Source organism: Klebsiella sp. CTHL.F3a (assembly GCF_019890895.1).
Lineage (GTDB): Bacteria > Pseudomonadota > Gammaproteobacteria > Enterobacterales > Enterobacteriaceae > Klebsiella > Klebsiella grimontii.
The window spans coordinates 774,381-795,560 of the sequence record NZ_CP082360.1; the positions used below are offsets into that span (position 1 = coordinate 774,381).

The 21,180-nt window shown below is 55.3% G+C and carries 18 protein-coding genes and 1 pseudogene; 11 read left to right on the forward strand and 8 right to left on the reverse strand.

The window, feature by feature from the left end; translation table 11 throughout:
• Nucleotides 1-5 precede the first annotated feature (5 nt).
• The 3 genes from exbD (at nucleotide 6) to yghX (ending at nucleotide 2,117) form a co-directional block, all read left to right on the forward strand.
• The gene (gene exbD, locus K7H21_RS03695; RefSeq protein ID WP_004125236.1) at nucleotides 6-431 is read left to right on the forward strand and encodes a TonB system transport protein ExbD; all 426 of its coding nucleotides are present in this window, start codon (nucleotides 6-8) and stop codon (nucleotides 429-431) included.
• Nucleotides 432-573: 142 nt separating this feature from the next.
• Nucleotides 574-1,068, forward strand: coding sequence for a TIGR00645 family protein (locus tag K7H21_RS03700; protein WP_004105804.1), 495 nt, complete (start codon nucleotides 574-576; stop codon nucleotides 1,066-1,068).
• Between the two features lie 161 nt (nucleotides 1,069-1,229).
• Nucleotides 1,230-2,117, forward strand: a complete 888-nt coding sequence (gene yghX / locus K7H21_RS03705; RefSeq protein WP_223035585.1) for a YghX family hydrolase — start codon at nucleotides 1,230-1,232, stop codon at nucleotides 2,115-2,117.
• Between the two features lie 35 nt (nucleotides 2,118-2,152).
• On the opposite strand, the gene yghU is transcribed toward yghX, so the two are convergent.
• A complete protein-coding gene (yghU, locus tag K7H21_RS03710; protein WP_004125234.1) occupies nucleotides 2,153-3,019 on the reverse strand; it encodes a glutathione-dependent disulfide-bond oxidoreductase in 867 nt (288 codons plus the stop codon).
• Between the two features lie 60 nt (nucleotides 3,020-3,079).
• Nucleotides 3,080-3,640: a DsbA family protein gene (locus tag K7H21_RS03715; RefSeq protein WP_049113389.1), complete on the reverse strand. Its 561-nt coding sequence runs from the start codon at nucleotides 3,638-3,640 to the stop codon at nucleotides 3,080-3,082.
• On the opposite strand from K7H21_RS03715, the gene K7H21_RS29255 reads away from it, so the two are divergent.
• The 3 genes from K7H21_RS29255 (at nucleotide 3,640) to K7H21_RS03725 (ending at nucleotide 7,161) form a co-directional block, all read left to right on the forward strand.
• Complete coding sequence (locus tag K7H21_RS29255) at nucleotides 3,640-3,768, forward strand: hypothetical protein (RefSeq protein ID WP_305955025.1); 129 nt, start codon at nucleotides 3,640-3,642, stop codon at nucleotides 3,766-3,768. The genes K7H21_RS03715 and K7H21_RS29255 overlap by 1 nt on opposite strands.
• 76 nt (nucleotides 3,769-3,844) lie before the next feature.
• Nucleotides 3,845-5,716 (forward strand): bifunctional glutathionylspermidine amidase/synthase, encoded by a 1,872-nt coding sequence (gene gss / locus K7H21_RS03720; protein WP_142468403.1) that lies wholly within the window; start codon nucleotides 3,845-3,847, stop codon nucleotides 5,714-5,716.
• Nucleotides 5,717-5,979: 263 nt separating this feature from the next.
• Nucleotides 5,980-7,161 (forward strand): aminotransferase-like domain-containing protein, encoded by a 1,182-nt coding sequence (locus K7H21_RS03725; protein ID WP_004125228.1) that lies wholly within the window; start codon nucleotides 5,980-5,982, stop codon nucleotides 7,159-7,161.
• A 320-nt stretch (nucleotides 7,162-7,481) separates the two neighbouring features.
• Here the strand turns inward: K7H21_RS03725 and K7H21_RS03730 are convergent, their stop codons facing one another.
• The 4 genes from K7H21_RS03730 to K7H21_RS03745 all read right to left on the reverse strand — a co-directional run bounded on the left by K7H21_RS03730 (nucleotide 7,482) and on the right by K7H21_RS03745 (nucleotide 11,174).
• A complete protein-coding gene (locus K7H21_RS03730; protein ID WP_071988238.1) occupies nucleotides 7,482-7,670 on the reverse strand; it encodes a hypothetical protein in 189 nt (62 codons plus the stop codon).
• Between the two features lie 273 nt (nucleotides 7,671-7,943).
• A complete protein-coding gene (locus K7H21_RS03735) occupies nucleotides 7,944-9,866 on the reverse strand; it encodes a tyrosine-protein phosphatase (protein WP_227631560.1) in 1,923 nt (640 codons plus the stop codon).
• Between the two features lie 272 nt (nucleotides 9,867-10,138).
• Complete coding sequence (locus tag K7H21_RS03740; RefSeq protein ID WP_004125215.1) at nucleotides 10,139-10,465, reverse strand: hypothetical protein; 327 nt, start codon at nucleotides 10,463-10,465, stop codon at nucleotides 10,139-10,141.
• A 106-nt stretch (nucleotides 10,466-10,571) separates the two neighbouring features.
• On the reverse strand, nucleotides 10,572-11,174 hold the full coding sequence (locus tag K7H21_RS03745; protein WP_004125214.1) for a short chain dehydrogenase: 603 nt from the start codon (nucleotides 11,172-11,174) through the stop codon (nucleotides 10,572-10,574).
• 98 nt (nucleotides 11,175-11,272) lie between these two features.
• Here K7H21_RS03745 and K7H21_RS03750 point away from each other — a divergent pair, with 98 nt between their 5' ends.
• The gene (locus K7H21_RS03750) at nucleotides 11,273-12,172 is read left to right on the forward strand and encodes a LysR family transcriptional regulator (RefSeq protein WP_004125213.1); all 900 of its coding nucleotides are present in this window, start codon (nucleotides 11,273-11,275) and stop codon (nucleotides 12,170-12,172) included.
• 79 nt (nucleotides 12,173-12,251) lie between these two features.
• Here the strand turns inward: K7H21_RS03750 and K7H21_RS03755 are convergent, their stop codons facing one another.
• Together K7H21_RS03755 and K7H21_RS03760 are read right to left on the reverse strand one after the other, a co-directional pair.
• The gene (locus tag K7H21_RS03755) at nucleotides 12,252-13,397 is read right to left on the reverse strand and encodes a trans-sulfuration enzyme family protein (protein WP_049112486.1); all 1,146 of its coding nucleotides are present in this window, start codon (nucleotides 13,395-13,397) and stop codon (nucleotides 12,252-12,254) included.
• Between the two features lie 10 nt (nucleotides 13,398-13,407).
• On the reverse strand, nucleotides 13,408-14,778 hold the full coding sequence (locus K7H21_RS03760) for a pyridoxal-phosphate dependent enzyme (RefSeq protein ID WP_064397229.1): 1,371 nt from the start codon (nucleotides 14,776-14,778) through the stop codon (nucleotides 13,408-13,410).
• A 545-nt stretch (nucleotides 14,779-15,323) separates the two neighbouring features.
• On the opposite strand from K7H21_RS03760, the gene K7H21_RS03765 reads away from it, so the two are divergent.
• The 4 genes and pseudogenes from K7H21_RS03765 to K7H21_RS29260 all read left to right on the forward strand — a co-directional run.
• Nucleotides 15,324-16,712: an SLC13 family permease gene (locus tag K7H21_RS03765; protein ID WP_223035586.1), complete on the forward strand. Its 1,389-nt coding sequence runs from the start codon at nucleotides 15,324-15,326 to the stop codon at nucleotides 16,710-16,712.
• 633 nt (nucleotides 16,713-17,345) lie between these two features.
• The gene (locus K7H21_RS03770) at nucleotides 17,346-18,842 is read left to right on the forward strand and encodes a DUF3375 domain-containing protein (RefSeq protein WP_072011278.1); all 1,497 of its coding nucleotides are present in this window, start codon (nucleotides 17,346-17,348) and stop codon (nucleotides 18,840-18,842) included.
• A gap of 5 nt (nucleotides 18,843-18,847) precedes the next feature.
• Nucleotides 18,848-19,597 (forward strand): DUF4194 domain-containing protein, encoded by a 750-nt coding sequence (locus tag K7H21_RS03775; RefSeq protein WP_185910073.1) that lies wholly within the window; start codon nucleotides 18,848-18,850, stop codon nucleotides 19,595-19,597.
• Nucleotides 19,594-19,749, forward strand: a pseudogene (locus K7H21_RS29260) (ATP-binding protein); the annotation flags it as partial. The gene K7H21_RS03775 and the pseudogene K7H21_RS29260, both read left to right, overlap by 4 nt.
• Nucleotides 19,750-21,180 lie beyond the last annotated feature (1,431 nt).

Here is a 21,180-nt window from a genome sequence, read left to right on the forward strand (position 1 = left end):
GCTCTATGGCGATGCATTTTAACGAAAACCTCGATGATAACGGCGAAATGCACGACATCAACGTGACGCCGTTTATCGACGTCATGCTGGTGCTGCTGATCATCTTTATGGTGGCGGCGCCGCTGGCCACCGTAGACGTGAAGGTGAATCTTCCGGCGTCTTCCAGCCAGCCGCAGCCGCGCCCGGAAAAGCCGATCTACCTGTCGGTGAAGGCGGACAAAACCATGTTCCTCGGTAATGACCCCATCACCGAAGAGAGCATGATTACGTCCCTGGATGCCCTGACCGAAGGCAAGAAAGATACCACCGTCTTCTTCCGCGCAGATAAAACCGTAGACTACGAGACGATGATGAAGGTCATGGATACCCTGCACCAGGCGGGCTATCTGAAGATTGGTCTGGTGGGCGAAGAAACCGTAAAAGCGAAGTAACCCCTTACCGACTCATCTCCCAGGCTGGCCTTGCGCCGGCCTTTTTTATCTCCTCGAATTGCTCTCCTGTTGGACGAGTGTTGCTAAAACGTTGCCCTGTTGCGGTATAATGGCGGCCGTTTATGTTAACTGACAGGATCTTATGGAACGCTTTCTGGAAAATGCTATGTACGCCTCGCGCTGGCTGCTGGCGCCGGTTTATTTTGGCCTTTCGCTCGGTTTGATTGCGCTGACGATCAAATTTTTTCAGGAGATCTTCCACATACTGCCGCATATTTTCAGCGTCAGTGAGTCGGATATGATTCTGACCCTGCTGTCGCTGGTGGATATGACCCTGGTGGGCGGTCTGCTGGTGATGGTGATGTTCTCCGGGTATGAAAATTTTGTCTCGCAGCTGGATATTAACGAGGGTAAAGAAAAACTCAGCTGGCTGGGCAAAATGGACGCGACGTCGCTGAAAAATAAGGTTGCCGCCTCCATCGTGGCGATCTCCTCTATTCACCTGCTGCGGGTGTTTATGGATGCGAAAAACGTCCCGGACAATAAGCTGATGTGGTACGTCATTATCCACCTGACCTTTGTGCTGTCGGCCTTTGTGATGGGCTACCTCGATCGTCTGACCAAAGTGAAACACTGAGGCTGATGATCGAGCTGTTTTAGATATTGCGCTCGTCTTTCTGCCGGGTGGCGGCTTGCGCCTGACCCGGCCAACAAAATCCACCATTTCTGCCCCTCGCCGCTGGCGCATGCTCGCGCTTCTGCTTTGCTTAAAGAGCGCTTAACAACGGAGGAAGGGTGATGACGCGACTCACGGCCAAAGATTTTCCCCAGCAGCTGCTCGAGTACTATGACTACTACGCCCACGGCAAAATCAGCAAACGCGAGTTTCTCCAGCTGGCGGGGAAGTATACCGTCGGCGGGATGACCGCGCTGGCGCTGTTTAACCTGCTGAAGCCCGACTATGCTCTGGCGGAGCAGGTGGCGTTTACTGACCCGGATATCCGCCCGGAGTATATGCGCTATCCCTCTCCTGACGGCCACGGTGAAGTGCGGGCCTATCTGGTGACGCCGGCGAAAATAGCCGACAAATCGCCCGCCGTGGTGGTGGTTCATGAGAACCGAGGCCTGAATCCCTATATTGAAGACGTTGCCCGGCGGGTGGCGAAAGCGGGCTATATCGCGCTGGCGCCGGATGGCCTGAGCTCCGTCGGCGGCTATCCCGGTAACGACGATGAAGGCCGCACGCTACAGCAGAAGGTCGATCCCGTGAAGCTGATGAATGATTTCTTTGCGGCGGTCACGTTTATGCGCCAGCACCCGCAGGCGACGGGGAAGGTCGGCATCACCGGATTTTGCTACGGCGGCGGCGTCAGCAACGCGGCGGCGGTAGCGATCCCCGAGTTGGCCTGCGCGGTACCGTTTTACGGTCGCCAGCCGCCGCTGAATGAGGTCGATAAAATTAACGCGCCGCTGCTGCTGCATTATGCAGGACTGGATAGCGGCATTAATGAAGGCTGGCCCGCCTATGAAAAAGCGCTGAAGGCACACCATAAAGTCTACGAGGCCTATATTTATCAGGGTGTTAACCACGGCTTTCATAATGATTCCACGCCGCGCTATGACCGGGCCGCGGCTGAGCTCGCCTGGCAACGCACGCTGGCATGGTTTGAGAAGTATCTGCGCTAAAAGCCGGAGGCTGAAGCCTCCGGCGGGCATGGGTGCTAAGCCTGGCGTTTATCTTCGGTTTGCGTGTCGAAGTCGCTGGCGTCATGGCGCTCGTGAAGCTGCTCGTTAAGCGGGCCAGAGGTGCGGTTAACCATGCGTCCACGCTGTACGGCCGGGCGATTGCCAACATCCTGCGCCCAACGCAACACGTTTTTATAGCTACCGGCATCAAGGAACTCGGCGGCGTTATAAACGTTCCCCAGCACCACGTTGCCGTACCATGGCCAGATGGCCATATCGGCGATGGTGTACTCTTCTCCCGCCACAAAACGGCCGCGGGCAAGCTGCTTGTCGAGCACGTCAAGCTGGCGTTTGGCTTCCATCGTAAAGCGGTCGATCGCGTATTCGATTTTCACCGGCGCATAGCTGAAGAAATGGCCAAAGCCGCCGCCGAGGAACGGGGCCGAGCCCTGTAGCCAGAACAGCCAGTTGAGGGTTTCAGTGCGGCCTGCTGGATCTTTGGGCAGGAAGAAGCCAAACTTTTCCGCCAGATAGAGCAGGATGCTGCCGGATTCAAAAACGCGGGTCGGCGGCGTGGTAGAGTGGTCGCGGAGCGCGGGGATTTTCGAGTTCGGGTTAACCTCGACAAAGCCGCTGGAGAACTGATCGCCTTCGCCGATGCGAATCAGCCAGGCGTCGTATTCCGCGCCGCTGATGCCTAACGCCAGCAGCTCTTCCAGCATAATGGTCACCTTCTGCCCGTTGGGCGTCCCCAGCGAATAGAGCTGAAGCGGGTGCGCGCCCACCGGCAGCACCCGATCGTGCGTTGCGCCGGAGACGGGACGGTTGATATTGGCGAATGCGCCGCCGTTGTTTTGCTTCCATTCCCACACTTTCGGTGGCTGGTAGTTCTTCTCTGACATGCTGATCTGCCTTTTTAGTGAGGTGTTGAAGTCGTGGCGCTAACCTTTCGGTGCGCCGGTCTAAGCCAGAATCCGCGCGGCCCATACGCTGACGTCGTCGCCGCTGCCGAGATCCGGCTGCACCAGGCCGTTAACCATAAAGGTCGGCGACACGTGAATGCCGTTCTGGCGGGCGTACTTGCTGTGCCATTTGATCTCGTTTTGCAGCTCCGGGCGGGCAAACGCCGCAGCCAGCGAAACGTGGCTATAGCGTTCGATACGCTCGATAATCTGCTGCGGCGTGACGTCCATGTTTGGCCCGCTACAGTGGTCGGTAAACTCAAACTCTTCACGGTGGTCGGCGACGGCTTTAAGGACCTTATGCGCCTGCTCCCGGCCGTGCGGCAAGGTGGAAGCGGCAAGAATGCAGCGCACGATGACGCCGGAAAACAGATGCCAGGGCTGGGACTGGAGACGAATTTTGATCGTCACGTTATCCGCGCCAACTTCATCCAGCAGATCATCCAGCTTATTAAAGGCGCGCACGGAGAAAGGGCAGGTGGGTTCGAGGAACACCTCAAAGGTGCGTGGGCCATGCCCCCAGACCAGCGGTTGGGCAGTCAGATGCGAAGGTGTGCTCATTGTCGACTCCTGTTTTTTTTATCTCAAATAACGATATCACTTTTGCCCGGCGGCGCAGGCTTATTTTCCTTAAGGGCACGATTAGCGAATCGAATGAGTGGTATCATCACTCCACCTCTGTCTGGTAAGTGCCTGCGGCAGGATAAGAAGAGGGAGTTTTGTTTCGCCAACTGCCCGGGCTGCATTAATTTGAGGTCAGGCTAAATGAGCAAAGGTTCGACAAGCAGTGACGCCCCGTTTGGTACACTATTAGGCTACGCACCGGGCGGCGTGGCGATTTATTCTTCGAATTACAGTAGCTTAAATCCGCAAGATTATCCGGATGACGCCACGTTCCGCAGCTATATCGGTAATGAGTATATGGGGCACAAATGGCAGTGCGTGGAGTTCGCGCGCCGCTTTCTGTTCCTCACCTACGGCTTTGTTTTCACCGATGTCGGCATGGCCTATGAAATCTTCTCCCTGCGTTTTCTTCGCGAGGTGGTCAACGACAATATTCTGCCGCTGCAGGCGTTCGCCAACGGCTCCCGCCGTCCGCCGATCGCCGGCTCGCTGCTGATCTGGCAGAAAGGCGGCGAGTTTAAGCACACTGGCCACGTGGCGGTGATTACGCAACTGGTTGGGAATAAGGTCAGGATCGCCGAACAGAACGTGATTCACTCGCCGCTGCCGCAGGGCCAGCAGTGGACCCGCGAGCTGACGCTGGAAGTGAAAAACGGCCTCTACACGATTAAAGACACCTTTGCCGATACCGAAATCCTCGGCTGGATGATCCAAACCGCCGATACCGAGCACAGCCTGCCGCAGCCGGTGCTGCCGGGTGAGGCGATGGCCATTAAAGGCGCGCGGCTGCCGAATAAAGGCCAATACCGCGGCAACTGGCTCAACGAGAAAGATTCGCTGCAAAAAGCCTATGTGGAAGCCAACGGCCACGTCATCAATAAAGACCCTTACCAGTATTTCACCATCAGCGAAAGCGCCGAGCAGGAGCTTATCAAGGCCACCAACGAGCTGCACCTGATGTACCTGCACGCCACCGACAAGGTGATGAAGGATGACAGCCTGCTGGCCCTGTTCGATATTCCGAAAATTCTCTGGCCGCGTCTGCGCCTCTCGTGGCAGCGCCGTCGCCATCATATGATTACCGGCCGCATGGATTTTTGTATGGATGAGCGGGGGCTCAAGGTGTATGAGTACAACGCCGACTCCGCGTCCTGCCATACCGAAGGCGGGCTAATCCTCGAACAGTGGCTGAAACAGGGCTACTACGGCACCGGCCACAACCCGGCGGAAAATCTGCTGGATGAGCTGGCCGGGGCGTGGAAGCACAGCCGGGCGCGTCCTTTTGTACACATCATGCAGGATAAGGATCTGGAGGAGAACTACCACGCGCAGTTTATCCAGCGTTCGCTGACCCAGGCCGGTTTCGAGAGCAACATTCTGTTTGGCCTGGATGAGCTGCGCTGGGATGCCGCCGGGCAGCTGATCGATGCTGACGGTCGTCTGGTCAACTGCGTCTGGAAAACCTGGGCATGGGAAACCGCTATTGAGCAGGTGCGGGAAGTCAGCGCCGATGAGTACGCGGCGGTGCCGATCCGTACCGGACACCCGAATAATGAAGTGCGTCTGATTGACGTTCTGCTGCGCCCGGAAGTATTAGTCTTCGAGCCGCTGTGGACCGTCATTCCAGGCAACAAGGCGATTTTGCCGGTGCTGTGGTCGCTGTTCCCTAATCATCGCTATCTTCTGGATACCGATTTTGTGGTTAACGAGCAGCTGGCGGAAAGCGGCTATGCGGTTAAGCCTATCTCGGGCCGCTGCGGCAACAATATCGACCTGATTGGCCCGCAGGACGAAGTGCTGGATAAAACCAGCGGCCAGTTTTTCGACCGCAAAAATATCTATCAGCAGCTGTGGTGCCTGCCAAAAGTGGATGGCAAATACATCCAGGTTTGCACCTTCACCGTCGGCGGTAACTATGGCGGGACCTGCCTGCGCGGAGATGATTCTCTGGTGGTTAAAAAAGAGAGCGATATTGAACCGTTAATCGTGCTAAAAGACACAGATAGCCGTTAAGTTTGGCCCCGGATTGCGGCAGTGAGCGCTTTATCCGGGCTGCGGTTCTCGTCACCTGCGGCATTTGTAGCCCGGGCAAGGCGCATCGCGCCGCACCCGGGCAAGGCCGCTGGATGCTGAAGAATATCCCGGAGGCGATGCTGCGCATCTGTCCGGGCTACCGAACATACGAACCCGTAGCCCCGGTCAGCGTCGCGCGACCGGTGAATGACCGTTAAAAATAGATAAAACATCACAACAACAAGACAGAAAAGGAAAATAGTATGCACGATCGGCGACTCGCCGCCCGCGCGGGTGAACTTAAGCCCTCCGCCGTCCGCGAACTCCTCAAGCACAGTAAACTGCCCGGCGTTATCTCTCTGGGCGGCGGTATTCCGGCCCCGGAGCTTTTTGATACCGAAGGCCTGAACCTGGCAGTGCAGCAGGTGATGAACGGGCGCTTTAACGATGCGTTCCAGTACGGGTTGACCGAAGGTTATCCGCCGCTGCGTCAGGCCGTTAGCGAACTTTGTCAGGCGCGCGGCGTGGCCTGTTCGGCAAGCCATGTCTATATCACCTCCGGTTCGCAGCAGTCGCTGGATATCGTCGCCCGCACGCTGCTCGATCCGGGCGATGCGATCGTCGTTGAGCGTCCGACCTATCTGGCGGCGCTGCAGGTCTTCCAGCTGGCGCAGGCGAACATTCTCAGCGTCGATACCGATGATGACGGCATGCTGGTGGAGCAACTGGCCGACCTGCTGGAAACCACGCGTGTGAAAGCTGTTTACCTGGTGCCGACGTTTGGCAACCCCGGCGGGAAAACCCTGAGCGAAGCACGCCGTCGCCGCCTGGTAGAGCTGGCGAAAAAGCACGACTTCGTCATCATTGAAGACGATCCGTATGGCGAAATTAGCTTCACTGACGAAGTGCGCCGTCCGCTGTATCAGTACGCGGTTGAGCTGGGCTGTGAAGATCAGGTGGTTTATACCTCCACCTTCTCCAAGATCCTCGCGCCGGGGATGCGTATTGGCTGGATCGTCATGCCGGACTGGCTGGCGCAGCAGACGGTGATCGTCAAACAGGCGGCGGATCTGCACACTAACATGCTTTCGCAGGTCATCACCGCGGAATACCTGAGCATGAACCGTCTGGAAAGCCAGATTGCCCTGATCCGCGAGGATTACCGCAAGAAGTGCGTGGCGCTGGCCGACGCGCTGGAATCGCAGCTTGGCGAGCATCTGGAGTTCAGCCGTCCTAAAGGTGGTATGTTCCTGTGGGCCCGCTTCCGCTATCCGTTCGATACCATGGAATGGATGAAGAAAACGCTGGAAAACGGCGTGGTTTACGTTCCAGGGGAAGCGTTCTATAACGATAACCCGGATACCCGCACGCTGCGTCTTTCCTACTCTACGGTGTCGGCAGACGGTCTGATGACCGCCGTCGAGCGTCTGGCTAAGTCGCTGTAATCGCCCTGCTCCGCGCCGTCGGCGGCGCGGAGCTCTTCTCTAAGCATCTGTCTTCATCCGTATGCATGGACTGCGCAGCGGGCGAAAATCATCAATGCGTAGCGTGAAAATGGCATGGGCGGGGTTTTTGAATCGCCCGCAGCTGATGGCGACGGGCGAAAGAAACACAGAGGCGAGCGTTTTGCGACTTATCGCTGGCCCGGGTCGTTAATCCTGGTCGGCAATGCGATCGTCAAGCCAGATCAGCATCAGCGTGGAAAGAAAAGCAACAGCGACGGTACCAATAGCTAACAGCATAAGAAGAGCCTCAGGGGTTTTTATTATTTTTCTGCTTTGACCGATGAGCGATTATTTCTGTCTGTGATGGTGACTTTTGTTGCTGAATGGGATGTTGCGAGGGTGAAAAAATCGTCAGCATCAATATCGAAATTGAGGACGATTTCTTTGTACTTTCCACAATTCATTAACTCTTTTGCTTCTTTCATACTACTGGCTGTGATAGTAGGCATCAGTTTCATCTCGTTTAAAAACTGAGAAGCAAAATAAGAGCTTGTCGATACCAGATCAACTACTTTTTATGGTAAGGACAATCATGCATCAGATTGATGATTGCCGCTGCCAGTAGCCGATTGAAACATAATTTCTGTTTTACCTTTCCTGCCAGCGTTTCGTTTTGCCCATGACGGCGAAAAATGCGCCGATCCTCGGCAGTGGATTTTTAACCGTTTTACAATTACGTGGCTAAGAACGAGCCGCCAGCGGCGGCGGCCCGCTGTAGATGTTTAAAAGGCGTAGCCCACGCTAAGGTTGCCGCTGTAGCCGTGGCTGTCGCCGCCGCTGGCGACATCAGCCTGGCCGCCAAGGTTCAGGCTCAGCGCACCGCGCGTGATGCTCAAACTGGCGCCAGCGTTGACCATGTCACGGCTATCGAAGGCCGCGTTCTGTACGACTTCATAGTGATAAACCTGGCCCTGAGTACGTACCGAAGGGCCGCTGAAACTATGTTCATAGCCGATATTTATCGCCGGCGTGAAGCGCCAGCCGCCGCCGTTTTGCGAATGAAATGCGATACTCACATTGGCAATACCGCTGGCGTTATTTTCACTGACGCGGTCGACGTTGAGCGCCAGCTCGCTGCCGCTTTCGCGGAAAGCGTCCATCCGCAGGTGGGTCAGGCGGGTACCGATGGCGTACTCAACGCTGGCAAAATCGAGTGGACTCACGTAGCCGAGGCGCAGCGTGCCGCCAACCAGCTGGCCATGGGTATCGCCGGTGGCCGTACCCAGCCCGCTATTCAGCCGGCGCGTACTGCTATAATCGATCCAGCCTGCGTTAAGATCGGCGGCGGCAAATAAACCACGATTTAGATCCTCAAAAGCATAGCGACCGCCAAACCCCAGCAGAGTGGTGTTGGCATCCGCATCGGCGCTGGCGCTGCCCAGCGAGCCCCAGCTATATCCCAGAGTGCCGTAGCCGCTAAGCTGCGCGTTAAACCGCCAGGTATAGCCCAGCAGCGAGCCGGTGGTATGCTCATTACTGCTGGCGGCGCGGGCGGAACCATCGGTGCCAAGATAGCCGCTAAGCCCGGTCAACCACAGTTTTCCTTCCCCATCCCGCAGCTGACGGCTATCAATATTCGGCGTTAACGCCCTGTCTAATCGCGATCCGCTGCGCAGCAGGTAGCTGGCGGCGTCCGCGTAGATCTGCCCGCCGACCTGAGTCTCCACGCCGCCGAGGGTTCCGGCATCAATGGCCGATTGCAGATAATAGTTATAGTCGGTGTAGCGGCCCGCTAGCCCGCTATTTTGCAGGGCGTTAAGCAGCGCTGCGCCCTGCGCCGCATTCCCCCGCAGTTCGCTTTGCCCCGGCAGCTGGCCGTACTGCACCATTTTGCCGCGCAGGACGTAGAGCGTCTCCTGCGACAGCCCCAGGCCCTGCTTCAGATAGTTATCAACCGATCCGTACTCGCGGCTGATTTCATCCAGCCCGGCCTGAAGATAGCTGGCGTCAACGCCCAGCAGCGGCTCGTAAATCGCCGCCATGGCGGGGGGCATCATCGCCAGGGTCGCTTCAACGCGCTGGCGGGTATAATCGTTGGTGGCGAGGTAGTTTTCCATAATGGTCCCCTCATCGACGCCGGCAATGCTCAGCAGCATCGCGGCGGTCCAGCCGGTGCGGTCCTTGCCCGCGGTACAATGGAACAGCGCTGCGCCTTCGGCGCTGGCCAGATCGTTAAATAGCGTGGTGAACCGGGCGCGCATCCCGGCATCGCTGACGAAGGCGACGTTAGTCTGCTGCATCATTGCTTTGGCTTCCGCGGCGCTACTGAACGTTATTGAGGTGATGTTGCTGCCCGAAGCGGTGTTACCGATGATATCAATATGGGTATACCTCGCCCCGTCGGGCATCACGTCCGGGCTGCTGGCGATTTCGCTGGCCGTGCGCAAATCATAAACATCGCTGATACCGAGCGTGCTCAGCGTCGACTGGTCCGCGGAGGATAATGCCAGGGCATTGGAACGATAAAAAACGCCTGTGCGCAGGGTGCCGTCGCGGCTGGTGGTATAAACAGTCGTCGTGCCAGCAATATCGCGGAAATTATCCATCGTAGCGAGCACGGGCGTATTTATCGGCGCAGCGTAGAGCACGCAGGAAACGGCAGCGGCGACCAGAGAGAGCGAAACGGGAATATAGCGAATCAACATAAGCCTCGATAATTATTGGTTATAATTCTTTGTTTATTAAGGCTTGAAAATATAAGAGGGGATTGTGACGAAATTATTTCTGAAACGAAATTTTTTAAATAAATAGGATGATAATAACGTCAGGCTATCGATTAAATATAACTTTTGCGCGCGCTAAATACTGTTATTCATTCGCCATGTTTATGTTTAACATTCCGCTCGTCGCAGCGGAATGTTATTTTCTGTTATTGTCAGCGAGTCATTTTGCGCAGTAATCCCCCTTAATCCGGGCGCTACTTTTCACTCATCAGCTGGCGACAGCGCTGCTGGTCCTGGCTGATACTTTTCTGCTCTTCCGGCGTGAGCTGCTGCCAGGTGTCCAGCATCCGTTGGCCCAGAGCGGGCACGTAATGGGTCTTATGCAGCGCATAATCCGAATTGCCGCCTTCAATCATATTTTCCATATCGCGGAGAAACGCGCGGCTGTCCTGATGGTCGATAACGCAGAAGACGGAGCGGTAGTACGCGACATCCTCTTCGGCGTAGCGGGGCGTGAACCACCAGATAAGCAGGGCGATAAGCGTCAAAAGCGGGGCGATAAAAGCAAGTTTCTTCAACATGAGTCATTCAAAAAGGCAAATTGAAGGAGCAGTGTAGCCGTTGATGAAACAGGATGTAAGCGCCGCTGCGGGCTGGAAGGGGGATTCCGGCCCGCAGCGGTACCGGTTAGTAGCCGACCTTATAGATCCGTCCGCTCTGGATGCCTTCCACGCTGCGGCGGTAGGCCTGAGCCACGCTGGCGGCGGGAACGCTGGCAAAACCGGGGAAGAAACCGTCGTAGGCTGCCGCCGATTCCGTTAATACGGTCGGGCTAATCAGGTTAATGCGTATTCCGCGCGGTAGTTCGCAGGCGGCGGCGCGAACGAATCCTTCCAGCCCAGCGTTGACGGTGGTGGCATTGACGCCCTGAGCGATGGGCTCATGGGCGACGATCCCGCTAATCAGCGTAATAGATCCGCCGTCGTTCAGATAATGCTGGCCGGTCAACGCCAGGCGAATCTGCCCCAGTAGTTTATCCTGTAAGCCCTGGTTGAAATCGTCATCGGTCATGGTCGCCAGCGGACCAAAGAACAGATTACCAGTGGCGGAAACAATCGCGTCTACCCGACCGATTTTCTCAAACAGGTTCTCTACGCTTTGCTGTGAGGTGATATCCACCTGATAGTCGCCCTGAGTGCGGCCGACGTGAATAACCTCATGACGCTGACTTAACTCTTGCGCAACCGCGCGGCCAACGGTACCGCTGGCGCCAATAACGATGATTTTCATAGCAGATTCCTCTCTCGGATGAGAGGCTATTCTTTAATAAAATAAATATCGGATAAACTGGCTAAAAGTTAAATGATTACTAACCAGGAGTTTGTAATATGGATAAGCTGCGGGCGATGGAGACCTTTATTGCGGTGGTGGAGTGCGGAAGCTTTACCGAAGCCGCATCGCGCCTCGATATGTCGGCGGTGATGGTCGGGAAATATATCGCGCTGATCGAACGGCAGCTTAATACCCGTCTTCTTGAGCGCAATACCCGCCGCCAGAGCCTCACCGACGCCGGGCGGGTCTATTTTGACGAGGCGAAACGCGTCCTTGAACAGGTTTCAATCGCCGAGAGCGCGGTGGAGAGGCTGCGGATCGCGCCCGCGGGGACGCTGCGGGTAAGCGCGCCAACGTCGTTTGGCGCCTGCGTCATTGCTCCGCTGGCCGCCACTTTTCTCCAGGCCTGGCCCGACGTGCGCGTGGAGCTGGATCTGACTAACCGGATGGTCGATCTGGTGGATGAAGGTATCGATTTGGCGATCCGCATCGGCGAGATCCGCAATAACGATCTGGTAGCAAAGTATCTCGCGCCCTACCGGATGACGATCTGCGCCGCGCCCGGGTATTTAGCCCGCTACGGTACCCCGATGACGCCTGCGGACCTGGCCGATCACCTCTGTTTGTCGCATACGGTGTGGACCGCGCGCAATGAGTGGAAGCTGCCGGGCGCCGAGGAGGGCGTCCGCTGGAAGCGCGATGCCGTCCTGCGCTGCAATGATGGCTATGCCCTGCGAACGGCGGCGATCGCCGGAGCTGGACTGCTGCTGCAGCCGGAAGTGCTGCTGGCGGATGCGCTCGAGTGCGGCAAACTGGTGCGCGTGCTGGAGGCGTATACCCCGCAGCCGAGGCCGGTTCATTTACTCTGGCGGCAGGATCTTCGGCCGCTGCCGAAGCTGACGCGGTTTGTTGAGCATCTTTTGCAGGGGCAGCGCCACAACGGGCAGAGTGCTTAAGTCTCTGCCGGGCGGCGGGCCTGATGTGATGGGGGGCTTGTCGGCCCGGCAAAGCGTTAGCCGCCGCCGGGCAATCTGCTTAGTCGCGCAGCGCGTGGCGCCAGTCGGCGATCAGATCCTGCGGATCTTCAATGCCTACCGACAGACGAATCAGCTGAGGAGTAATGCCGTTGGCTAACCGCTGCTCCAGCGGGATCGACGCGTGGGTCATGCTAAACGGCTGGCTCACCAGGCTTTCCACGCCGCCGAGGCTCTCCGCGAGGGTAAACAGCTTCAGCTTACGGATGATCCGTTCGGCGTAGCCATCATCGCCTTTGACCACCACGGAGATCATCCCGCCGGGAAGCGCCATTTGCCTGCGCGCCAGCTGATGATGCGGATGCGAAGCCAGCCACGGGAACCAGACTCTTTCGACCTGCGGCTGCTGCTCCAGCCACTCGGCAAGCAGCAGCGCATTGCTGCTGTGGCGCTCCATACGCAGCGCCAGGGTACGAATACCGCGCAGCGTCAGGAAACTGCTGAACGGATCGAGCACGCCGCCAACCGCGTTTTGTAGATAGCCCAGCTTTTCCGCCAGCGCGGCGTTGTCGCCGACCACCGCCAGCCCGGCGACCACATCGGAGTGGCCGTTAAGATACTTGGTCGCCGAATGCACCACGATATCAAAGCCCAACTCAAGCGGACGATGGATAGCCGGCGAGGCGAAGGTGTTGTCGGTAACGCTGATAATATTGTGCCGCCGCGCAATGGCGGCGATGGCGCTGAGGTCGGCCAGCTTAAGCAGCGGGTTGGTCGGCGTTTCAACCCAGATCATGCGCGTATCGGGCCGAATAGCTGCTTCGATGGCCGCCAGATCGTCGGGCTTCACCCAGCTTACCCGCAGGCCGGCGCTGCGGCGGCGAACGTTTTCAATCAGCCGGTATGTGCCGCCGTAGACATCGTCGACGGCGACCAGGTGACTGTCTTTATCCAGCAGTTCCAGCACGGTTGAGATGGCCGCCAGACCGGAAGCAAAGGCGTAGCCGCGCGTGCCGCTTTCCAGGTCGGCTATCGCCGTCTCCAACGCGTGACGGGTCGGGTTGCCGCTGCGCGAATATTCGTACCCGGTATGCTGGCCCGGCGCGGGCTGAGCAAAGGTGGAGGTGGCATAAATAGGCGGCATCACCGCGCCGTGTTCATCGGTAAATGCGCCGCTATGTACGCTCAGGGTATGCAAATTTGTCATTGAGAAGTCCTTACTGTTCGAGTCGGTTACGCCAGGTGGTCAGCACATCGCTGCGGGTAATGAGGCCAAGAAAACGATCGTTGTCGGCGATAACGGCCACCAGGCCGCGATCGAAAATGGCCTTCAGCGCGCTTTCCGGCGCGTGCTTATCCAGGGTCTCCACGTTACGCGTCATTGCTTCCCTGACCGGCAGAGAAAAGCGCTGACTGTCGCCCTGGACGTGGCTAATCAGATCCCATTCGTCGACAATGCCGACGACCCGGCCGTTTTCCAGCACCGGCAGCTGCGAGATGTCGTAGAGACGCATACGCGCGAGGATGGCCGCCAGGGTATCGTCCGGCGCGGCGGTGACGGTTGCCCCTTCGTCGTGGCGCAGAGCGATAAAATCGCTGAGATCGCCGCGCGATGGACGGCTTAAAAAGCCCTGCTGGCGCATCCAGTCATCGTTAAACATCTTTGATAAATATTTATTGCCGCTGTCGCAGGCGAAGGTCACCACGCGTTTCGGGGTTGTCTGCGCCCGGCAGTAGCGCAGGGCAGCGGTGAGCAGCGTTCCGGTAGAGGAGCCCGCAAGAATGCCCTCAACCTGCAGCAGCTGGCGGGCGGTGGCGAAAGCTTCGCTATCGGTGACGCGGTATGCGCTGCGGACGCCTTCAAGATGGGCCAGCGGCGGAATAAAGTCTTCGCCGATCCCTTCCACCAGCCACGAGCCGGTTTCGCCGTAGCGTCCGGTTTCGACCTGGTCCGCCAGAATGGAGCCCGCCGGGTCGGCGAGGATAAATTCCGTTTTGGGGGAGTGCTCAGCAAACCAGGCCTGTAGCCCACCGAGCGTTCCGCCGGAGCCGACGCCGACGACAATCGCGTCGATATCGCCTTCCAGCTGCTGGAAGATCTCCGGGGCGGTGGTGGTGGCATGCGCCAGCGGGTTAGCTTCGTTATTAAACTGGTCGATATAAAAGGCGCCAGGCGTTTCGTCGGCAAGACGCCGGGCGTAGTCCTGATAGTAGGCGGGATGGCCTTTGTTAACGTCCGAGCGGGTAAGCTGCACCTGCGCTCCCAGCGCGCGCAGGTGGAAAATCTTCTCACGGCTCATTTTGTCCGGCACCACCAGGATCAGGCGATAATTTTTCTGCGCGGCGATCAGCGCCAGCCCGAGGCCTGTATTGCCGGCGGTGGCTTCGATAATCGTGCCGCCGGGTTTTAATTTTCCTTCGCGCTCTGCCTGGGCAATCATGGATAGCGCGACGCGGTCTTTTATCGAACCGCCGGGATTTTGATTTTCCAGTTTTAGAAACAGGCCGCAGGGGCCGGTATCCAGCTTATGAAGCTGCAGCAGGGGAGTATGACCAATCAGGTCGCTAACGGAATGAAAAACTGACATAACATTTTGCCCATTCGTATCGAGATGATTTGAATGGTAGGGCTGCAAAATTGGCATTTTAAAGAACTTTTGTCTGCCGCTAAGAGCAAAAAGGAATATAAGATGCTTTTTAGCCGTCCGGAGGGAAAGGTTGTTAGCCGCCTGGGCGTGTTGATTTCCAGAATAGCGCGCTTTTGCCCGGTTTTTCACCGAATTATCCGTTTTTACGCGCTGCTTTATCTCTATTTCAGAAATAGATTGCCGAAAATATTCGATGGATCTCTGGGGTTAGTTTAGGTGTTGGTGAAACTATCAATGCCGCGTATACCGGCAAAGTAGCCAACGATCTAAATTCAGGTGCAGGAAATTAAAGCTAATAAAGTCGGCCTGCTCGCTTCAATAAATCGTCTATATCAGGAACCTCTTTCCGGAAATATCCTGACCTGGGTGTCATTCAGCCGGGAAATTGTCTGGTACGATCCAGTTAACAGAACAGGAACATAATTTATACCTGATAGACATATACATGTAATGATTCAGTCGTAACCAGTTACAAGGAAGCTACTATGAATAAAAACGACATGAGTCCTTTACCCACCAATACCCACGAGTGGTTTTTTAATCGTAACAGCATCATCATTTTGCTCGATATTGTTCTGTTTATCGTTCTCTACAACACGCTACCCTATGAGCCGAAGGTGGTCATGGGACTGAGTATGCTCGCTTTTATCGCCGTATTATGGTTAACGGAAGCGCTGCACGTGACCGTTACGGCAATAATGGTTCCCGTTATGGCCGTGCTGTTGGGGGTATTTAATACCCAGGCGGCGCTAAACAGTTTCGCTAACTCTACGATATTCCTTTTCCTCGGCGGCTTTGCTCTGGCGGCGGCGATGCATGTGCAGGGGCTGGATAAAGTCATTGCCGATAAAGTATTAGCGATGGCGAGGGGCAAAATGCGCCTCGCGGTCTTTATGCTATTTGGCGTGACGGCGCTGCTGTCAATGTGGATCAGTAATACGGCGACGGCCGCAATGATGATGCCGCTGGTATTGGGGATCCTGAGTAAAGTCGATGGCAAAAATCGCCATTCGACCTATGTGTTTGTGCTCCTCGGTATTGCCTATAGCGCCAGCATTGGCGGAATGGCGACCATCGTCGGCAGTCCACCGAATGCGATTGCCGCCGCTGAGGTGGGGCTCTCCTTCTTTGACTGGATGAAGTTCGGTTTCCCGGCAATGATCGTCTTACTGCCAGTCGCTATTGCGATTCTTTACCTCGTGTTCAGGCCGGAACTTAAGGGGACCTTCGAAACGAATAGTGAACAGGTCGATTGGGATAAAGGCAAAGTCGTCACCCTGGCTATTTTTGCGCTTACCGTATTCTTCTGGATTTTCAGCGGACCCATTAACGATCTGCTGGGCGGTTTTAAATCCTTCGATACCATTGTGGCTTTAGGCGCCATTATATTAGTCAATTTCGCCCGGGTAGTTCACTGGAAGGATATAGAGAAAACGGCTGACTGGGGCGTGCTGTTATTATTCAGCGGCGGTATCTGCTTAAGTAATGTGTTGAAAGAGACGGGTACCAGTCTGTTCCTGGCAAACCAGATTAGCGGGATGGTGGCTCATATGGGGATATTTATTATTATCCTGGTGATTGCAGCATTCGTGGTGTTTCTGACCGAGTTTGCCAGTAATACGGCCAGCGCCGCTTTGCTTATTCCCGTATTTGCCTCAGTGGCCGAAGCGTTCGGCATGTCGCCTGTGATTCTGTCGGTATTGATTGCCATTGCTGCTTCATGCGCTTTTATGCTGCCCGTGGCGACGCCGCCAAACGCTATCGTTTTCGCCACTGGCCATATCAAGCAGCAGGAGATGATGCGCGCCGGCCTGTTTTTGAATATCGCCTGTATCGTCGTTTTGACCGGATTTAGCATGATGTTTTGGGTCTAGCTTTTGATAAGCGAGTTTCCACCCAATATCTTGCAAATGAAGACTGCCGAGCGGCGAATAATCGAACGCAGTTCGATGGAGAGGCCGGTCGCAGAAAAGCAAAAACCCAGCCATAGGCTGGGTTCTTTAAATAGTGGTGCCGGACTCGGAATCATATCCACGATTAACACACTGTTTATTGTTGGTTTTGTTAGTATTTCTCGTAAACAGCGCCCCCACGAAGGCCCCATAAAAAATCGCTTTGGTTTGTGATAGTTATCACGAAAAATCGGTGTGTAATTGACTCTCTAACCACTCTTACGACACGCAATTAGTTCCATACCATAAAACTCACCATTGTTATGAAGCTGAGTTGTTATTTTTTTATCGTAGGGAGTTAACACAATTTACGCATTTTTCCACTACGCCTTTCAGTATCCTGTCTTGTAAAGTTATTCTGGACGTTATCAGTTCATACGTTAGCCCGAACTTGCAGCATACAGATTCCGGTATTTTTCCTGATAATAGAGAAAAGTCGCTGGAGGAAAATTGTGATAAAAATCACAAAGCAAGGCAGGTTACCGGAGAAAAAGTCCGCAACGGCGAATTATCGTAGTCTATGAACCTCAACCCGAATTTTGAAGGCTCTGCTAGATGGAAGAAAACACAAGGCAGCGTACGGAAAAATATATCTCAGCAAAAAACCAGCATCCAGCCTGGATACTTCTTGCTACCCGCCGCGCCCCGCTGGTATTGAGCTGCCTGAAAACGCTGTTTGAAAAATCACATGATGGTATCCCCCTTGAGGAAGCGATTCAGTCTCTTACCGGCATTCTTGTCGAGCACGTGAGTCAGGAACAGTATGACATTAATCAGGACAATCCCTCTCTTCAGGCCAGCCGTGAACTGCGGGAATGGATTAAACGCCGTTTAATTGTCGAACGGGATGGCCGTGTCTTTGCTACCGATGCGCTCGAGGTCGCGATTACGTTTGTTGAGTCGCTGGATAATCGTTTCATGACCTCTACGGCTTCCCGTTTGTCCACCGTACAGCGAGAAATTGAAAACCTGGAAACCCGGCTTAATCCTAATCCGGCAAACCGGGTTACAACCTTACGTCGTCGTATTGCCGAACTAGAACGTGAATTACAGGAAGCCGAAGCCGGGCATATTGAGGTGCTGGAAACGCATCAGGCGGTTGAACATATTCGAGAGGTCTTCAACTTAGCTTCCAGCCTGAGGGCTGACTTTCGTCGTGTTGAAGACTCCTGGCGCGAGGCCGACCGTGCGCTTCGGCAATCCATTATTGGTGAGCAATATCATCGCGGCGATATCGTAGAACGCCTGCTCAACGATCAGGACGCGCTGCTTAATACTCCCGAGGGAAGAGTCTTCGACAGTTTTCAGCAGCAACTCCGTCAATCCTCTGAACTTAAGGCGATGAGTGAACGATTACGTGTGATCCTTAGCCATCCGTCTGCTTCCGATGCGCTTAACCGTCTACAGCGTCACGATTTGCGCTGGCTGGTTAAACGCTTGGTCGATGAATCGCAAACCGTACTCCAGGCTCGCGCCCGAAGCGAGCGCGATGTCCGCGGTTTTATGAAAACCGGTCTTGCTGCTGAGCACCACCGCGTTGGTCACCTGCTTAACGAATTTCTAAACCAGGCGTTAAAACTCGACTGGCAGCGCCAGATCGTTCGCAAACAAGAGGTTCCGCTTCCTGCTGTTGGTGTGGCGGTAACAGGCATCCCGGCTATTGAACGTTTACGGTTTAAAGAGGTGGATGATGAAGCGGAACAAACGTTGGATCTCAGTAATCATGCGGCGGATTTAACGCAAATTGGCGATGACTTCTGGGATGCTTTCAACGGCCTCGATCGTGAAGTGTTGATTCAGCAGACGTTGCAGCTTCTGGCAAAAGAAAATCGCCCCGTTGGCCTGGCTGAACTGGCGGTGTTGTTGCCCCCAGATCACGATCTCGAAACCTTTGCCATATGGATTGGTATGGCGAGAGAAGCGGGCATTGAGATTATTGATTCACAGCGCGAATTTGCTGAGCTTAGTGATGGGGAAGGTCGCCGCTGGCGATTTAATCTGCCCACTACCGGTCTGGAAAGCCAGGCATTAATGGATATCGATTGGGAGTAACAGGTATGGTGGGCTTTTTTGACAGACAGATTAACCGGAGCGTTGCTGCAAATGCAGGCAGTGAACCAGAACCATCGGACGAAGCGGTTGCCGATGAGTCGGTTGAGGAAATTGCAACCAATAGCGAAATGCGAACGCTGAAAAAAATACGTGAAGCGACTCAGGAATTGCTCAAATACGGCCTGCTGGAAGAAGCCAGTAAACCCAATCTGTACCGCGTTGTACTGACCCATCCAGAAGAGGTTACTCGCATTCTGGAACCTCTCGATCTGGATATCGGCATTGATGAGATCCGCGGCCTGCTGTATGTCAAAGTCAGACTTGACGAAACGCCAGAGCAGGATGAATGGTCCCACCCTCTGGTGAGACGGCAACGGCTTAACCTGGAACAATCATTATTAGTTGCCATACTGCGCCAGCATTTTGTTGCCTGGGAGCAGGAAAGTGGAACAGGCGCCAGCCAGGCGCAGATCGCTATCGACGATCTCCTCCCTCAGCTCCAGATTTACCTTGGCGATCCGGGGAGTGAATCCAAAGAACGCACCCGGTTGCTTACCCTATTGGATCAATTAAAGGGCCATGGGCTAGTCACGTCGCCGGATGCGCATGAGCGGATCGTGATTCGTCCGATTATTGCTCATCTTGCCGATCCGATGAATCTTCAGGCATTACTGGCATGGCTACAGGACCAAATTGCTCAACAAACCTCCCCTGCTGATTCGTCAGAAAAGGAGAGCAGTGAGGAGGACGTATGAATCAAATAGCGCGTCTGGCTGGAAAGGAATCTTTTATTCTCACCCGTATCGAGTTGTTCAACTGGGGCGGTTTTCATGGATTGCATCAGGCAGCAATCCATCAGGAAGGTACCGCCGTTATTGGTCCAACCGGCAGCGGGAAAACGACGCTGGTCGATGCCTTAATGACGCTACTCTGCGCCAATCCCCGCTACAACCTGGCCTCAACCGGGGGGCATGAAAGCGACAGAGATCTTATCTCCTACGTGCGCGGTGTATCCGGACCCGGCGATGGCGGGGAGGGGCAATCGCATATTGCCAGACCAGGTAAAACCGTGACCGGCATTGCCGCGACGCTGGAGCGTGAAGGGCAGCAGGTACGTCTGGGAGCTCTGCTGTGGTTTGATTCCACCAGCTCCAGCGTGACGGATATGAAAAGGCTTTGGCTTTTCAGCGATAACCCCGAGCAGACGCTGGAGCATTGGTTGAACGTTTACCATGACGGCGGCACACGATTGCTGCGGCAAATGGAAAAAGAAGTGACCGGGATCTGGACATACCCGAATAAAAAACAGTATCTGGCGCGCCTGCGGGACTTTTTCGAAGTGGGGGAAAACGCGTTTACGTTGCTAAATCGGGCGGCAGGGTTAAAACAGCTAAACAGCATTGATGAGATTTTTCGTGAGCTGGTATTGGACGATCACTCCGCCTTCGATCGCGCGACGGAAGTGGCCAATAGCTTTGATGGTCTGACAGAAATCCATCAGGAGCTGGAAACGGCGCGCAAACAGCAGCAGTCATTGCAACCTGTTGCCCTGAGTTGGGATAAGTACCAGAAGCAAGAGCGACAATTTGCTGAAAGGAAAGTACTGGAATCACTATTGCCCATCTGGTTTGCACAACAGGCAAGCCAGCTCTGGAGGGAAAAGGTCAGCCATCTTGAAATCGAGTTTGGTGAGGCACAGATCCGCGAAGAACAGATCCTGTCGCAGCTTGAGCAACAGAAAAAACGGGTAGCTGACTGCATACAGCGCTATTACCAAGCCGGTGGTGCCAATATCGATGATCTGAATGAGCGCATCAAGGACTGGCAAAAAACGCTCGGCAGTCGGGAGGCTCTGGCGCGCCAGTATCAACAGCTGATCCATAATCTGGGGTTGCCGCCTGACCTGAGTCAGCAACAGCTAGAGGCGAATCAGCATGAAGCCGAGGCCCGACGTGAGCAGCTTGCTGATGATGTAAAGCTGAAGCAGGAAGAGGTTTATCAAAAAGGCGCGCTCAGGCATCGCATGACCGAAGAACTTCGGGAACGGGAAACTGATCGCGCTGAGATCGCGCGTCGTCCGGATTCTAACCTTCCCGCACATTATCAGGCATTTCGCAGCGAACTGGCAAAAGCGCTGAACGTCGATGAGTCTGAACTGCCTTTCGTCGCTGAACTGATACAAGTTAAACCCGAAGAGGCGCAATGGCGCGGTGCGATTGAGCGCGCTGTGGGGAGCAACAGGCTGCGTATTCTTGTTGCGCCGGAATCTGCACAGGAAGCGCTGCGCTGGGTAAACCAGCGCAACAATCGTCTGCACGTGCGCCTATTGGAGGTCAAG

Bases quoted from the DNA above. Each gene is read 5' to 3' on its own strand.
- exbD (WP_004125236.1), top strand. From the start codon at position 6: ATGGCGATGCATTTTAACGAAAACCTCGATGATAACGGCGAAATGCAC.
- K7H21_RS03700 (WP_004105804.1), top strand. From the start codon at position 574: ATGGAACGCTTTCTGGAAAATGCTATGTACGCCTCGCGCTGGCTGCTG.
- yghX (WP_223035585.1), top strand. From the start codon at position 1,230: ATGACGCGACTCACGGCCAAAGATTTTCCCCAGCAGCTGCTCGAGTAC.
- yghU (WP_004125234.1), bottom strand. From the start codon at position 3,019: ATGTCAGAGAAGAACTACCAGCCACCGAAAGTGTGGGAATGGAAGCAA.
- K7H21_RS03715 (WP_049113389.1), bottom strand. From the start codon at position 3,640: ATGAGCACACCTTCGCATCTGACTGCCCAACCGCTGGTCTGGGGGCAT.
- gss (WP_142468403.1), top strand. From the start codon at position 3,845: ATGAGCAAAGGTTCGACAAGCAGTGACGCCCCGTTTGGTACACTATTA.
- K7H21_RS03725 (WP_004125228.1), top strand. From the start codon at position 5,980: ATGCACGATCGGCGACTCGCCGCCCGCGCGGGTGAACTTAAGCCCTCC.
- K7H21_RS03730 (WP_071988238.1), bottom strand. From the start codon at position 7,670: ATGCCTACTATCACAGCCAGTAGTATGAAAGAAGCAAAAGAGTTAATG.
- K7H21_RS03735 (WP_227631560.1), bottom strand. From the start codon at position 9,866: ATGTTGATTCGCTATATTCCCGTTTCGCTCTCTCTGGTCGCCGCTGCC.
- K7H21_RS03740 (WP_004125215.1), bottom strand. From the start codon at position 10,465: ATGTTGAAGAAACTTGCTTTTATCGCCCCGCTTTTGACGCTTATCGCC.
- K7H21_RS03745 (WP_004125214.1), bottom strand. From the start codon at position 11,174: ATGAAAATCATCGTTATTGGCGCCAGCGGTACCGTTGGCCGCGCGGTT.
- K7H21_RS03750 (WP_004125213.1), top strand. From the start codon at position 11,273: ATGGATAAGCTGCGGGCGATGGAGACCTTTATTGCGGTGGTGGAGTGC.
- K7H21_RS03755 (WP_049112486.1), bottom strand. From the start codon at position 13,397: ATGACAAATTTGCATACCCTGAGCGTACATAGCGGCGCATTTACCGAT.
- K7H21_RS03760 (WP_064397229.1), bottom strand. From the start codon at position 14,778: ATGTCAGTTTTTCATTCCGTTAGCGACCTGATTGGTCATACTCCCCTG.
- K7H21_RS03765 (WP_223035586.1), top strand. From the start codon at position 15,324: ATGAATAAAAACGACATGAGTCCTTTACCCACCAATACCCACGAGTGG.
- K7H21_RS03770 (WP_072011278.1), top strand. From the start codon at position 17,346: ATGGAAGAAAACACAAGGCAGCGTACGGAAAAATATATCTCAGCAAAA.
- K7H21_RS03775 (WP_185910073.1), top strand. From the start codon at position 18,848: ATGGTGGGCTTTTTTGACAGACAGATTAACCGGAGCGTTGCTGCAAAT.